At 69.6% G+C, this 13313-nt stretch carries 14 protein-coding genes; 12 read left to right on the forward strand and 2 right to left on the reverse strand.

Annotated features, from left to right (window positions below):
• Positions 1-59 precede the first annotated feature (59 nt).
• The gene (locus tag ABD927_RS22295; RefSeq protein ID WP_345252089.1) at positions 60-1067 is read right to left on the reverse strand and encodes an ABC transporter substrate-binding protein; all 1008 of its coding nucleotides are present in this window, start codon (positions 1065-1067) and stop codon (positions 60-62) included.
• 33 nt (positions 1068-1100) lie between these two features.
• A complete protein-coding gene (locus tag ABD927_RS22300; protein WP_345252090.1) occupies positions 1101-2639 on the reverse strand; it encodes an amidohydrolase family protein in 1539 nt (512 codons plus the stop codon).
• Positions 2640-2904: 265 nt separating this feature from the next.
• On the opposite strand from ABD927_RS22300, the gene ABD927_RS22305 reads away from it, so the two are divergent.
• From ABD927_RS22305 to ABD927_RS22365, 12 genes are all read left to right on the forward strand, one after another.
• A complete protein-coding gene (locus tag ABD927_RS22305; RefSeq protein WP_345252091.1) occupies positions 2905-3375 on the forward strand; it encodes a GNAT family N-acetyltransferase in 471 nt (156 codons plus the stop codon).
• A gap of 223 nt (positions 3376-3598) precedes the next feature.
• A complete protein-coding gene (locus ABD927_RS22310; RefSeq protein WP_345252092.1) occupies positions 3599-4342 on the forward strand; it encodes an energy transducer TonB in 744 nt (247 codons plus the stop codon).
• Positions 4343-4348: 6 nt separating this feature from the next.
• Positions 4349-5113, forward strand: coding sequence for a MotA/TolQ/ExbB proton channel family protein (locus ABD927_RS22315; RefSeq protein ID WP_345252093.1), 765 nt, complete (start codon positions 4349-4351; stop codon positions 5111-5113).
• A gap of 10 nt (positions 5114-5123) precedes the next feature.
• Complete coding sequence (locus tag ABD927_RS22320) at positions 5124-5570, forward strand: ExbD/TolR family protein (protein ID WP_345252094.1); 447 nt, start codon at positions 5124-5126, stop codon at positions 5568-5570.
• A gap of 120 nt (positions 5571-5690) precedes the next feature.
• A complete protein-coding gene (locus tag ABD927_RS22325; protein ID WP_345252095.1) occupies positions 5691-6368 on the forward strand; it encodes a response regulator in 678 nt (225 codons plus the stop codon).
• A 124-nt stretch (positions 6369-6492) separates the two neighbouring features.
• On the forward strand, positions 6493-7884 hold the full coding sequence (locus tag ABD927_RS22335; protein ID WP_425570342.1) for a sensor histidine kinase: 1392 nt from the start codon (positions 6493-6495) through the stop codon (positions 7882-7884).
• 119 nt (positions 7885-8003) lie between these two features.
• Entirely contained in the window at positions 8004-9353 is a 1350-nt protein-coding gene (locus tag ABD927_RS22340) for an aromatic ring-hydroxylating oxygenase subunit alpha (RefSeq protein WP_345252096.1), read from the forward strand.
• The gene (locus ABD927_RS22345; protein ID WP_345252097.1) at positions 9350-9859 is read left to right on the forward strand and encodes an aromatic-ring-hydroxylating dioxygenase subunit beta; all 510 of its coding nucleotides are present in this window, start codon (positions 9350-9352) and stop codon (positions 9857-9859) included. Before ABD927_RS22340 ends, ABD927_RS22345 begins: the two co-directional genes overlap by 4 nt.
• Positions 9860-9875: 16 nt before the next feature.
• The gene (locus ABD927_RS22350; RefSeq protein ID WP_345252098.1) at positions 9876-10850 is read left to right on the forward strand and encodes a Bug family tripartite tricarboxylate transporter substrate binding protein; all 975 of its coding nucleotides are present in this window, start codon (positions 9876-9878) and stop codon (positions 10848-10850) included.
• Between the two features lie 129 nt (positions 10851-10979).
• A complete protein-coding gene (locus tag ABD927_RS22355; protein ID WP_345252099.1) occupies positions 10980-11705 on the forward strand; it encodes a secretin and TonB N-terminal domain-containing protein in 726 nt (241 codons plus the stop codon).
• Entirely contained in the window at positions 11702-12310 is a 609-nt protein-coding gene (locus ABD927_RS22360) for an RNA polymerase sigma factor (protein WP_345252100.1), read from the forward strand. The genes ABD927_RS22355 and ABD927_RS22360 overlap by 4 nt, the downstream gene beginning before the upstream one ends.
• Entirely contained in the window at positions 12307-13299 is a 993-nt protein-coding gene (locus ABD927_RS22365) for a FecR family protein (RefSeq protein ID WP_345252101.1), read from the forward strand. The genes ABD927_RS22360 and ABD927_RS22365 overlap by 4 nt, the downstream gene beginning before the upstream one ends.
• Positions 13300-13313 lie beyond the last annotated feature (14 nt).

Consider the following 13313-nt stretch of genomic DNA (forward strand, 5'->3'; position numbering starts at 1 on the left):
GGCGCGCGAAGCGCGTAGGGGGGAGCCTCTACAGGGCGCGCGAAGCGCGTAGGGGTGGGTCATTTCCCAGGGGCGAAGCGGCCGTCGTATACGGTCGCTACCGACGGCACGGAAGGCAGGCCGAAGCTTTCCGCCACGGTGGCGATGTTCTTCTCCATCCGCTGCGGATCGATCGAGCCGATGCCGTACTTGAGCGCGTGCGGCGTCTTGACCTTGTGGTCCAGCACCCAGGCCAGCCGCTCGGCCTCCAGCGGGCCGTCGATCAGCTTGTCGCGGTTGGTCAGTGTCTTGGCGGCGGCCTGCGGATCGGCGATGGCGTCCTGCCAGCCTTTCATGGCCGCGGCCACGAAGCGCTTGACGGCGTCGGGGTCGTCCTTGAGCATGGCCTGGCTGGCGATGATCGAGTTGCTGTACACGTCGAGCCCGAAGTCGGCGTATTCGAGGATGTTGACGTCTTCCGGCTTCAGGCCGCGCGGCTTCAGGTTGAACCAGGTGGTGTAGTCGTTGCCGACCACCGCGTCCACCTGCTTGGTCAGCAGCATCGAGTCGCGGATCTGCGGCGACACCTGGCGCCACTTGACGGCGTCCTTGGACACGCCGGCCGAAGCCAGCAGGGCCGGGAACAGGCGCGCCGGGCCGTCGGTGGTGCCGCCGCCCACGGTCTTGCCGACCAGGTCGGCGGGTTTCTTGATGTTGGCCGCGGCCAGGCTGATGACGGCCTGCGGCGCGCGGTCGTACACCACCAGCACGGCCTTGGGCGAGACGGCGGGCTGGCGGCCGGCGAACTCGACCAGCGTGGCGAAGTCGGCCGAGCCCATCTGGTAGACGCCCGAGGCGACCCGGGTCACGGCCTCGCCCGAGCCGCTGGAAGCGTCGATTGTCACGTCCAGGCCGGCCTGCTTGAAATAGCCGCGTTCCAGTGCCAGCAGATAGGGCGCCGCGTCGGCGCTGATCGATGAGTTCAGCGAGAACTTGATCGGGACCAGGTCGGCCGCCAGCGCGGGGGCGGCGGCGCAGGCCAGCAGCGTGGCCGCGGCGAGGGTCTTGATGCGCGAAAACGTGTTCATGGCTATGCCTTGCAGGAAATAGGGAAAATGGATTCAGCTCAAGCGGGGTAGACGTTCGATGCCGACGTCGGAGGCGTGCATCTTTTCCTGCGCCTGGTCGAGCCACGGCTGCAGCATCGCGACGCGCGCGCCGATGTCGGCGAAGTCCTTGCGGAAAGTCGGCATGACGGCCTCGACTTCGTCGAAGATCGCGGCCTCGTCCACCGTGGTGAACTTGCGGTCGCGGATGACCCACTCGCCGTCGACCATCACGTGCCGCACGGCGCGGCCGCCTTCGATGTTGACCAGCTGCCGCACCACGCTGTTGAGCGGCACGAAGCTCGGGTCGGCCAGGTCGACGATGGACAGGTCGGCCTTGTAGCCCGGGGCGATCTTGCCGATCAGGTGGCCCAGCCGGGCGCCGGCGGCGCCGCCTTCGGTGGCGGCCTTCATCGCTTCCATGGCCGGCGGCGGGCCCTTGCGGAATTCGCTTACGGTGGCCAGCAGCGAGAACAGCTTCATCGCCGCGTACATGTTCTGCGCGTCGGAGCAGCTGCAGTTGTCGCAGCCCAGGCCGATGCGCACGCCGGCGCGCATCAGCGCCTTGATCGGCGGCAGGCCGCACTGCATCTTCAGGTTGCCTTGCGGGTTGAGCACGGTGCCGGCGCCGGTCTCGGCCAGGATCTCGATCTCGTCGGGCGCCAGCCACACGCTATGGGCGAAATTCATGTGCGGGCCCAGGCAGCCTTCGGCATGCAGGCGGCGGATCAGCGAGCCGCCGTACTGCTGCAGCTCCAGCCGCGCCTGCAGCGCCATGCCCTTGGATTCATAGATGTGCGAATAGACCGGGATGTCGTAGCGCTTGGCCAGGTCGACGGTGCGCGCCATCAGTTCGGGCGTGCAGCGCTCGGGGGCGGACGGCCCCAGGGCCCAGTGGCGGCGCGCCTTGGCCGGCGCCTTCAGGCAGGTTTCCTCGAAGTGGCCGAGCAGGTCGAAGCGCTTTTCCGGTTCGGCCGCGCTCGACAGCAGGTGGTGGTACTCGGCCGGGAAGATGTCCTTCCAGTACGGCACGGTGTCCAGCCCCTTGCGGTCGCCGTACTGCAGCGAGAACACCACGCGGATGCCGACGTCCTCGTAGGCCTGCAGCACGGTGTCGAGGTGGGCCGGGTCGAACGGGTACAGGGTCAGCATGTCCTGCACGGTGGTCATGCCCGAGCGCAGGCATTCCAGCGCGCCCAGCAGCGTGCGCGCGCGCACCTCTTCCAGCGAGCGCGGCGGGTACTGGGCCGGCAGCGCGTACAGGCGCCATTGTTCCAGCGGCACCTGTTCCAGCGTGCCCTTGGCCAGCACGTCGTGCGAGTGGTAGTGCGCGTTGACGAAGCCGGGGATGACCAGGTGGCCGCGCGCGTCCAGCCTTTCGGGCGCCGGTGCGCCGGGGCGCGGCTCGAAGCGCGGGGCGACGGCCAGGATCCGGTCGTCCTGGATCGCGATGTCGGCCATGGCCGGCGCGTGCCAGTCGCTGTCCGGCAGCAGTACGCGCGCGCCGGAGATCCAGAGCGTGGTGCCGGCGGGGAGCAGGGGGGAGTCGGTCACTGTTATGGGTCCTCTAGCAAGAAGGTCGATTGCGGCGAAGGAGTTAATACCGCTGGTATACCGGTGTGATGCCGGTGTTATGCAATCGCCATGCCAGGCTTGCGAGGACGCGCCGATGCAGGTCCGGGCGGCCGGCGCCCTACCGGATCAGGGGTATGCCCCGCACCACGGAGATGGCATGGGTCCCCGCGATGGGGCGCGCGCGCACCGAGGTGGGGCTGGGCGTAGCATGGCAGCCTGCTGCTTCCACCGAGGGTTTCTTTCCATGACGATCCAGTGGTCCCGCGTCGCGGCGCCCGACCTCGACGCCGCCCGGCTCTATGCGCTCCTCGCCTTGCGCGCCGAGATCTTCGTCGTCGAACAGCGCTGCGCCTACCAGGATGTGGACGGCCGCGACCTGCTGCCGTCCACGCTGCACGTGCTGGGCTGGCGCGGACAGCGGCTGGCGGCCTGCCTGCGCGTGCTGGACGACGCCGCGCATGGCCGCACGGCGATCGGCCGCGTTTGCGTGGCGGCGCCGGAGCGCGGCCGCGGCCATGGCCACGAATTGATGCGGCAGGGCATGCAGGCGGCGCTGCAACGATGGCCGGAGCGGCCGGTCTACCTGTCGGCGCAGTCGCATCTGCAGGGTTTCTATGCGGCGCATGGCTTTGCGCCGGTTACCGGGCCCTATCTGGAGGATGGCATTCCGCACGTTGGGATGACCTGGCGGCCGGCCCGGCCGCCGCTTTCCTGAACTGCCTCTTTTTTGACACGCCTACCTCGGGCCCGCCTGGCACAAGGGTTTTGGAGGTTGTTCCCGTGGCTGTCCCCACGGTTGCCCACAGCCGTTGGGGATAACTGGGGAGAGATCCGGACGCGCCGCCTCGCGACTACAACTGCGAATAGTTCGCATTTGTGATACTGTAGCGATCTTCCCCAATGCAGCACGCAGTGCGTTGTTATCAATGAGCTCCGCCTTGTCATGGAATTCGCCGGTGCCGGCGTCGATGCGCGTCGGCGTGGCCATTGCCGTGATCGCGCTGCATGCCGCCGTCATCGCCGGCCTGGTGCTGATGCCATCGCAGCCGGAACTCAAGCCCGAGCCCGAAACCGTCGCGGTCAGGTTCATCGAACTGTCGCCGGTGGTGCAGATGCCGCCGGCGCCGCCCGCGCCCACGCCGCCGGAACCCAAGCCCGAACCCAAGCCGAAGCCCAAGCCGGTGGTCAAGCCCCGGCCCAAGCCGGTCGTCAAGCCCAAGCCGCAGCCCAAGCCCGAGCCGCCGCCCGAGCCCAAGCCCGAGTCCGACACGGCCATCACGACGCCGCCCGAACCGCCGGCCGAGGCCGCGCCCGCGCCTGCGCCCCAGCCCACCACCCAGGCCAGCGGCACGCCCGACACGGCCCGGCAGGCCGCCTCGCCGCAGGCGCCGCCGGCCGACCAGCCGCGCCAGCTGGGCAATATCGAATACCTGGTCAAGCCCCAGCTCGAATATCCCTATACCTCGCGCCGGCTGCGCGAAGAAGGGCGGGTCATGGTGCGCATCTACGTCAACACCCAGGGGGTGGTCTACCAGGCCGACCTGGTCAGCTCGTCGGGCTTCCCGCGGCTGGACCAGGCCGCGCTCGAAACCGCCCGCAAGACCCGCTTCAAGCCGGCCACCGAGAACGGCACGCCGGTGGCCGGCTTCATCAATCTTCCTTTCGACTTCTACCTGAAGTGATCTGACATGAACCCTACCCCGCAACTGGGCTTCGAGCATTTCATCACCCAGACCGACGGCCTGGGCAAGGCGCTGTTCGCCATCCTGGTGGTGATGTCGCTGGCCACCTGGTACCTGATCATCGTCAAGGCCGTGTCCAATGCCCGCACGCGCCGGCGCAGCAACGCCTTCATGCAGCACTTCTGGAACGCCACCTCGCTCGAGGCGGTCGACCGGGAAATCACCACCCACGGCGCCAACGACCCGTTCTCGCACCTGACCAGCCACGCGCTGTACGCGCGCCAGCACCACGCCAGGTTCGGCGCGGCCAAGCTGGAAGAGGCCGGCTCGCAAAGCGATTTCGTCACCCGTACCATGCGCAAGGTGATCGACGAGGAAACCGCCAAGCTCGAGAACGGCCTCACGCTGCTGGCCTCGGTGGGCTCCACCGCGCCCTTCGTCGGCCTGTTCGGCACGGTGTGGGGCGTCTACCACGCGCTGGTGGCGATCGGCCAGGGCGGCGGCGCCACCATCGACCGCATCGCCGGCCCGGTGGGCGAGGCGCTGATCATGACCGGCGTCGGCCTGGCGGTGGCCATCCCGGCGGTGCTGGCCTACAACTTCTTCACCCGCAGCAACCGCGTGCTGCTGTCCCGGCTCGACGCCTTCGCGCACGACCTGTTCGCCTTCCTGACCACCGGCCAGCAGATCGCCCCCGCCGGCAACGTGCATCCGCTGAAGAACGCGCCCGCCGCGCCGCAGCGGCCCGACGTCCTCGCCCCGGGCCAGTAAGGAGAACGCCATGGCCTTCGGCAGTTTCAACGGCGGCGCCAGCAGCGGCGCGCCGCAGTCCGAGATCAACATGGTGCCGCTGATCGACGTCATGCTGGTGCTGCTGGTGATCTTCATCATCACGGCGCCGCTGCTGTCGCACGCGGTGCGCATCGACGTGCCCCAGGCCACGTCGTCGCCGGTCGACAACGACCCGGTCAAGATCGACCTGGCCATCGATGCCGACGGCAAGGTGTTCTGGAACGACGCGCCGGTCGCCCTGGAAGAGCTGCCCGGCCGTTTCGCCGCGGTATCCGGCCAGACGCCGCAGCCCGAGATCCAGCTGCGGGCCGACAAGGGCACGCGTTACGAAGTGCTGGCCGAGATCATGGCCGATGCCTCGCGCTCCGGCATGAAGCGCATCGGCTTCGTCAGCACGCCGGGGGCCGACGCCGGGCAGCCGGCGCCCGCGCCCTGACGGCTTCCCGCAACATGACCATTTCGTAATCCCGGCGCTTTCCCCCTAGCGCGCCGCCGCGCATGGGTTTACGCTTGGCGCTTCCTTTTCCGATGCGCCGCCGCGGCGGCGCCTGAGCACATGCGTGTATTGGTTGTCGAAGACGACGCCACCCTGGGTGGCGCGCTCAGCGAATTCCTGGGCGACCAGGGCTACGCGGTCGATCTGCTGGCCAACGGCGAGCGCGCGTCGGCCGCCCTGTCGAGCCAGACCTACGATATGGTCCTGCTCGACCTCAATCTTCCCGGCGAGGACGGCCTGACCGTCCTGCGGCGCCTGCGCGCCAGCGAGAATTCGGTGCCGGTCCTGATCCTGACGGCGCGCGACGCGCTCGAAGACCGCGTGGCCGGCCTGGACGCCGGCGCCGACGATTACGTCACCAAGCCTTTCGACCTGCCCGAGCTGGCGGCGCGCGTGCGCGCGCTGATCCGCCGCCGCGCCGGCCAGGTGAGCCCGGTCATCGAGGTCGGCACGCTCAGCTTCGACACCGTCGGCCGCGAGCTGCGGGTGCGCGGCGAACGCATCGCGCTGTCGGTGCGCGAGCTGTCGGTGCTGGAAATGCTGATGGGGCGCGCCGGCCGCGTCGTCACCAAGCGGCAGATCGTCAACTCGCTGTCGGCGTGGGACGCCGATTTCAGCGAGAACGCGGTGGAAGTCTACGTTTACCGGCTGCGCAAGCGCCTGGAGAATTCCGGCGTCAGCATCCAGACGGTGCGCGGGTTCGGCTACTTGCTGGAACTCGATGCTGGTACCGCGTAGCGCGCCGGCGGCAAGCGAATCTGCCCCGGCCGGCGAGCCGCCGGCCACCTCGCGGCGTTTGCATCGACGTTCGCTCGCCTGGCACCTGCTGGTGCGGCTGCTGCCAGCCGTGCTGCTGCTGGCGATGATGGACAGCGTCGCCACCTACGTCATCACGCGCCGGCTGAGCGCGCAGTCCTACGACCGGGTGCTGGTCGACGCGGCCCGCGCGCTGGCGCGTCAGGTCGTGCTGCAGCCGGGCGGCGGCGCGCGGCTGGAAGGGTCGTGGAATTTCGCGCGCCTGCTCGAGGTGGACCCCGACGAGCGGCTCTACTACAAGGTCAGCGTCGACGGTTCGGTCATCGCCGGCCGGCCCGACCTGGCGGTACCGCCGCGCGATCCGGCCGCCACCTGGGCCGAGGACGACACCGAGGCCGCCAGCACGCTGCTGGAGCAGGTCAACAACACGCGGCCGCGCCTGTACGACGACACGATGGAAGGCCTGCAGGTGCGGGCCGCGGCGCTGAGCTTCCGCTTCCAGGGCGTGCCGATCGACGTCGTCATCGCCGAGACCATCTCCACCCGCAGCCGCTTCATCGAAGAGGTGCTGTCGGTGCTGGTGGCCTGCCAGCTGCTGCTGGTGGTGCTGCTGGGCTTCGTGATCGTGACCGGCGTGCGGTCCGGCCTGCAATCGGTCAGCCGCCTGTCCGACGAGATCGAGGCGCGCAGCATCGACGACCTGCAGCCCATCGTCGGCAACGGCGTGCCGGTCGAGCTGGCCCCGCTGATCGCCAAGACCAATTCGCTGCTGGGACGGCTGGACGAGGCCGTGGCCTCGCAGCGGCGCTTCATCGGCCATGCCGCGCACCAGCTGCGCACGCCGCTCAGCGGGCTGAAGCTGGAGTCCGAGCTGATGCTGTCGCGGCCGCTGCCCGACGACATCCGCCAGCGCGCCGAGCGCATCAAGTCGGTGGCCGACCGCATGATCCGCGTCGGCGAACAACTGCTGGTGCTGGCCCGGATCGACGCCAACGTGCGGCCGCAGGACGGCTTCGAGCGGCTCGACCTGGGCGAGCTGACGCAGGAATGCGGCGCCACCTGGATCCCGGCCGCGCGCCAGGCGCAGACCGAACTGACGCTGGCCGCGCCCGAGGATCCGGTCTGGATCGACGGCGACCGGGTGCTGCTCGACCAGCTGCTGGGCAATCTGATCGACAACGCGATCCGCTACGGCGGCAGCCACATTGCGCTGCGCGTGCTCGACGCCCCGCCCAGCCTGATCGTGGAAGACGACGGGCCGGGCATTTGCGCGGCCGATCGCGAACGCGTGTTTGACCCGTTCTACCGCGCGGCCGGCTCGCTGGCCGGCGGCTCGGGGCTTGGGCTGGCCATCGTCAAGGAAATCGCCCAGTCGCACGGCGCCCACTGGGATCTGCGCAGCCGGCCCGAATTCGCCGGCACGCGCATCAGCCTGGTGTTCCCGGGGCCGCGCATCGGGGCGCACCTGAGCCGCAGCGGGCGCAAGCCGGCGGCGTGACGGCCGGCCCTTCCTGACCTTGGTGCAGAAGTTGCTTTCCCTTGTCGACCCGCCATCCCGGCGGGCCGCCGGTCCGCTCGGCAATGCCGACCCGGACAGACAAGAGGAGAGCGCTGCTCATGAAGTCTTTCGATGTCAGCCGGCTGGTCGACGACCGGCCGGCCGAAGGCATTTTCCGGGTACACCGGGATGTCTTCGCCGACCCGGACCTGTTCGAGCTGGAGATGAAGTACATCTTCGGCCGGACCTGGGTCTTTCTCGCGGTCGAGAGCCAGCTCGCCAGGCCCCACGACTACGTGTCGGCCTGGATCGGCCGCACGCCGGTGCTGGTGATGCGCGACGCCGCCGGCCGGCTCGGCGCCTTCCTCGATCTCTGTCCGCACAAGGGCACCCAGCTCACCCATAGCGAACGCGGCAGCGCCCGGGTGCACGTCTGCCCCTACCACGGCTGGGCCTTCGACGCCTCCGGCAAGAACGTCGGCATCAAGGACCACAAGGCCGCCTGTTATCCCGAATCGTTCGACCGCTTCAGCCACGACCTGGTGCCCGTTGCCCGCCTGGCCTCGTACGGCGGGCTGGTGTTCGGCTCGCTGTCGGCCGACGTGCCGCCGCTCGAAGAATACCTGGGCGAGATGAAAACCTTCATCGACCTGGCGATGCAGCAGGGGGCGCAAGGCATGGAGGTGATCCCGGGCCGCGTGGCCTACATCTACCGCGGCAACTGGAAGCTGCAGATGGACAACGGGCTCGACCAGTACCACCTGACCACCACCCACATCTCGTACATGGACCTGATGGTCAAGCGCGCCCGCGGCGACGGCCATACCGAGGCGCACCAGTTCGACTGGAAGAAGCGCATGCAGCAGGAGTGCGGCAGTTTCAACTTCCGCAATGGCCACGCCATCACCTGGATCAACCAGGCGGAAGTGGAAAAGCGCCCGGTCTACGCCACCATCGACGAGGTGCGGCAGCGCGTGGGCGGCGTGCGCGCGGAATGGATGCTCAAGGGGCGCAACAACCTCGTCTTCCCCAACATGCAGATCGCCGACGTCACCACGCTCAACGTCAGGACCTTCCGGCCGATCTCGGTCGACCGCACCGAAATGCGGGTCTATGCGCTGGCCCCCATCGGCGAGGCGAGCGCCACGCGCCAGTGGCGCCTGCGCCAGTTCGAGGACTTCTTCAGCGCCAGCGGCTTCGCCTCGCCCGACGACAGCGCCGTGTTCGAGGCCGGCCAGCGCGGCTTTGCCGCCGAAACCTACGACTACCTGCAAGGCTTCTCGCGCGGCGGCGCCAGCCTGCGGCCGGGCGCCGACGAACGCGCCCGCGCGCTCGGCATCGAGCCCGTCAGCAGCCAGCACGGCATGTTCGAACTGAACAGCGAAACGGCGCACCACTCGCCCTATCGCGAATGGGCGCGCCTGATGCAGGCAGGCCTCGACGCCGAACGCCAGGAGGCCGCCGCATGAATGCCCTGTCACGCGAACGGCTGGAGGCCGGCATCGAGGTCGTCCAGCTCGACGGCGTCCTGCTCGACGAACGCCGCTGGGACGAGTGGCTGGACCTGTACACGCCCGACTGCCGGTTCTGGCTGCCCATGTGGCGCGACGAGACGACGTTGAACGACGACACCGACAACTCTCTGGCCCACATCTTCTACCAGAGCCGCCGCGGCCTGGAAGACCGCATCACGCGCGTGCGCGCCGGCAAGTCGCCGGTGACCACGCCCCTGCCGCGCACCTCGCACCTGGTCTCCCACATCATGCCCGGCGCGGCGCAGCAGCCCGATGCGCTGGCCCTGCGCGCGACCTGGGCCTGCCACGTGCTGTTCCCGCGCTCGCGCATGCAGCACACCTATTTCGGCCGCGCCGAATACCTGCTGGCGCCGGCGGGCGGCGCATGGAAGATCAAGTCGAAGAAAGTCCTGCTCCTCAACGACGACATCCCGGGGGTCCTGGATGTCTATTGCGTCTAACAGAAGGGAAGTCACCATGCGCATTGCCTTGCCCGTCATCAGTGCCCTCATCGTGCTGGCCGGCCTGCCCCAGGCCGCGCCGGCGCAGGGCGATTTCCCGTCGCGTCCGATCCGCATCGTCGTGCCGTTCCTGCCGGGCCCGGCGCCCGACGCCGTGGCGCGGATCGCAGGCGAAGCGCTGTCCCAGCGGGTGCACCAGCCCGTCATCGTCGAGAACCGCGCCGGCGCCGGCGGCACCATCGGCGCCGACTACGTCGCCAAGTCGGCGCCCGATGGCTACACGCTGTTCCTCGCCACCGAGGCGCCGCTCGGCATCAGCCCGGCCACCTACGGCAAGCTGGGCTACGACCCGGTCAAGGATTTCGCGCCGATCTCGCTGCTGGCCACCTCCGGCTTCTACCTGGTGGGCTGCCCCAAGCTGCCGATCAACGACGTGGCGGGGCTGATCGCGCTGGCCAAGACGCGGTCGGTGTCGTACGCCACCTCGGGCGTGGGCAGCTATCACCACCTGACCGGCGAGATGATGAAGATGCGCGGCGGCTTCGACATGGTCCACGTGCCTTACCAGGGCGCCTCGGCGGCCATGGTCGACGTCATGAACTGCGCCGTCGACGTCGGCTTCGTCGCGGTGGGCTCGGTGCTGCCGCAGATCAAATCCGGCACCGCCAAATTCAAGGTGCTGGCCGTGACCACCCAGCGCCGCGAACCGGAAACGCCCGACATCCCGACCATCCAGGAGGCCGGCATCCCGGGCGTGGACATGGAGGGCTACTACGGCCTGCTGGCGCCGAAGGGCACGCCCCGGCCCGTGCTGGACAAGCTCTCGGCCGAGCTGGCCGAGGTGATGAAGACGAAGAAGGTGATCGACCGTATCGAGGCGCTCGGCATGCACGTGGTCGCCAGCACGCCGCAGGTATTCGGCGAACGCATCCGGACCGATCTCGACAAATTCGGCACGCTTGCCAAAGAGGTCAATCTGCACGTGCAGTAAGCCCTCCGGGGCGGCGCGGCCGGGATCGGGGCACAAGGCATCCGCTTTGTCACGGATCCGTCATGGAGCCGTCATTCGTGCTGGCTACGATGCCGGCTTCCTGCCGCCCCTCTTGCCGGGGCGGCCGACATGGCAATGCGCCGCGCCTCGGGATCGGATGTCCTGTTCAGTTTCCTTTACTGCCTGGCCGACCGGCCGTTCGCCCGCTGGGCGCGAATGATGGCGCTCGCCTTGACGCTGGGGCTGCCGTGCCATGGCGCCGCGGGCGGGCCGGCGCCGGACGGCGCCGCGGCCGTTTCGTTCGACATCGCGCGCCAGCCCTTGCACGATGCCTTGCAGGCCTATAGCCGGGTCACCGAGCGTTCCGTGCTGTACGACACAGGTCAGGTCGCGGGGCGCTATTCGGCGCCTGTCCGCGGCCGCATGACGCCCGACCAGGCGTTGGCCGCGCTGCTGGCCGGCACAGGCATGGCGGCCCGGTTCGTCGCCGGCGGCGCTTTCATCCTGGTACCGGATGGCGACGCGTCGTCCGTGCCGCCGATCGCCGCGGCGCCCGATGCATCGGCCTATGTTTTTTTCTACGGCCGCCTGCAATCGATGGTGGCGCGCATCCTGTGCGCCGATCCCGGGCTGTCGATAGGGCAATACCGGTTGGCCATCGGCGTGCGGGTGGGCGGCGACGGCACCCTGGACGAGGTGCGCGTGGCCGCGGCCGACCGCCCCAGTCTGGAAGCCCGCATCGCGGCGCGCCTGCGCGGCCAGCGCGTGGATGTGGCGCCGCCGCCCACGTTGCGCCAGCCGGTGGCGCTGCTCGTAACGCCGCGGCCCGACGCTCGGCAGGCCTGCGCGTCATGACCGGCGCCGCGCTGACCGAACTGCGGCGCCTGTTCAGCGAACGCTATGAAATGCTCAAGGCGCAATTGGTACGCCGGCTGGGCTCGGCGGAACTGGCAGGCGACGCCTTGCACGACGCCTATGTGCAGCTGGCCGACCGCGGCGAATTGAACGAAGTCCGTCATCCGCAGGCCTATCTGCTGCATACCGCGTTCAACGCCGCCATCGATCGGCTGCGCGGTTCGCAACGCTACCTGAGCGCGGACGAAGTATCCGAACTGTATGAACTGGCCGACGTCGCGCCTGGGCCGGGCCAGACCGTGGAGGCGCGAGTGGAGCTGACGCTGGCCGTCGACGCGCTGGCGGCGCTGCCTGCGCGGCAGCGCGATATCCTGTATGCGGCGCGCGTGGACGGCCTGTCTCTGAAGGAATTGGCGCTGCGCTGGGGCATCTCTACCCGGCTGGTGAGCCGCGAGCTGCAGGCGGCGCACGAGTTCTGCGTGCGGCACATGGCGGCCGCGCAGGCGCCCGGCGGTGCGCCGGACAAGGAACGGCCGCCGACCGGCAAAACGCGCCGCGCCGCGCCGCGCGGCGCCGATGGAAGAGAGCAAGAATCACAGTCATGAACGGCGATTCCGACCGCGATCCGTCGACCGCCGGCGCGCTGCCGGCGGCCGCCAACGATGAGGCCATGCTGGCCCAGGCGCGGGCGTGGGCGCGCCGGCTCGCGGTCGGCCGTCCGACCGCGGCCGACGCCGAAGCGCTGCGGCGCTGGTGCGCGCAAAGTGCGGCGCATGCGCAAACATGGCGCCGCGCCAGCGCGGAATGGCGGCAGATGGGCCAGGTGCTGCAGGCCGCGCGGCAGCGCCACCCGGAAGCGCCGATCGCCAGGACCGCGGTGCCTGCGCGCCGCCTGTTTCTGGGCGCAGCCACCGCGACGGCGGCCGGCGCCGTGGCGCTGGTCTGGCCGCCCCTGGGGCTGTGGCCGTCGCTGCCCGAGCTCGGCGCCGACTACCGCACGGCGGCCGGCCAGCAGCTCGACGTGGAGCTCGACCCGCACGCCCGGCTATTCCTGAACACGCAGACCAGCGTGGCCGTCCGGCGGTCCATGCCGATGAGGATCCGGCTGATCGCCGGCGAGGCCGAGATACGCAGCGACGGCGCCGTGCCGCTGGAGGTCGATGCCGGCAGCGGGCGCATCCGGCTGGCGGTGGGCTGCATCGAGGTCAGGCATCTGTCGAGCGAAGCGACGCGCGTGGTGTGCAGCGAAGGCACGGCGCAGCTGAGCCACGCCGGGCAGGTGCTGGTGCTGGAGGCCGAGCAGTCGGTGGCTTACGACGGCAATGGCGTGTCGGCGCCCGTGCGGCGGCACGTGGCCGGCGCTTCCGCATGGCGCCAGGGCTATGTGGTGTTCGACGACACGCCGCTGGCCGATGCGGTGGAAGAGATCAACCGCTACCGCCGCGGCCGGGTGGTGCTGCTGGACGGGCGCCTTGCCGGCCGGCGCATCAGTGGCCGCTTCACGATCCGCAACATCGACCAGGCACTGGCGCTGATCCGGCAGCTGTACGGCGTGCCGGCCCGGCAACTGGGCGACGTGGTGCTGTTGGGCTGAGGCGGGCGATCGCC

Origin of the sequence: Pigmentiphaga soli (genome assembly GCF_039541095.1) — a bacterium.
Lineage (GTDB): Bacteria > Pseudomonadota > Gammaproteobacteria > Burkholderiales > Burkholderiaceae_B > Pigmentiphaga > Pigmentiphaga soli.

Excerpts from the sequence above, each read along its gene's own strand:
- ABD927_RS22340 (WP_345252096.1), top strand. The coding sequence starts at position 8,004 with ATGAAGTCTTTCGATGTCAGCCGGCTGGTCGACGACCGGCCGGCCGAA.
- ABD927_RS22365 (WP_345252101.1), top strand. The coding sequence starts at position 12,307 with ATGAACGGCGATTCCGACCGCGATCCGTCGACCGCCGGCGCGCTGCCG.
- ABD927_RS22355 (WP_345252099.1), top strand. The coding sequence starts at position 10,980 with ATGGCAATGCGCCGCGCCTCGGGATCGGATGTCCTGTTCAGTTTCCTT.
- ABD927_RS22350 (WP_345252098.1), top strand. The coding sequence starts at position 9,876 with ATGCGCATTGCCTTGCCCGTCATCAGTGCCCTCATCGTGCTGGCCGGC.
- ABD927_RS22360 (WP_345252100.1), top strand. The coding sequence starts at position 11,702 with ATGACCGGCGCCGCGCTGACCGAACTGCGGCGCCTGTTCAGCGAACGC.
- ABD927_RS22345 (WP_345252097.1), top strand. The coding sequence starts at position 9,350 with ATGAATGCCCTGTCACGCGAACGGCTGGAGGCCGGCATCGAGGTCGTC.
- ABD927_RS22295 (WP_345252089.1), bottom strand. The coding sequence starts at position 1,067 with ATGAACACGTTTTCGCGCATCAAGACCCTCGCCGCGGCCACGCTGCTG.
- ABD927_RS22315 (WP_345252093.1), top strand. The coding sequence starts at position 4,349 with ATGAACCCTACCCCGCAACTGGGCTTCGAGCATTTCATCACCCAGACC.
- ABD927_RS22325 (WP_345252095.1), top strand. The coding sequence starts at position 5,691 with ATGCGTGTATTGGTTGTCGAAGACGACGCCACCCTGGGTGGCGCGCTC.
- ABD927_RS22320 (WP_345252094.1), top strand. The coding sequence starts at position 5,124 with ATGGCCTTCGGCAGTTTCAACGGCGGCGCCAGCAGCGGCGCGCCGCAG.
- ABD927_RS22335 (WP_425570342.1), top strand. The coding sequence starts at position 6,493 with ATGATGGACAGCGTCGCCACCTACGTCATCACGCGCCGGCTGAGCGCG.
- ABD927_RS22305 (WP_345252091.1), top strand. The coding sequence starts at position 2,905 with ATGACGATCCAGTGGTCCCGCGTCGCGGCGCCCGACCTCGACGCCGCC.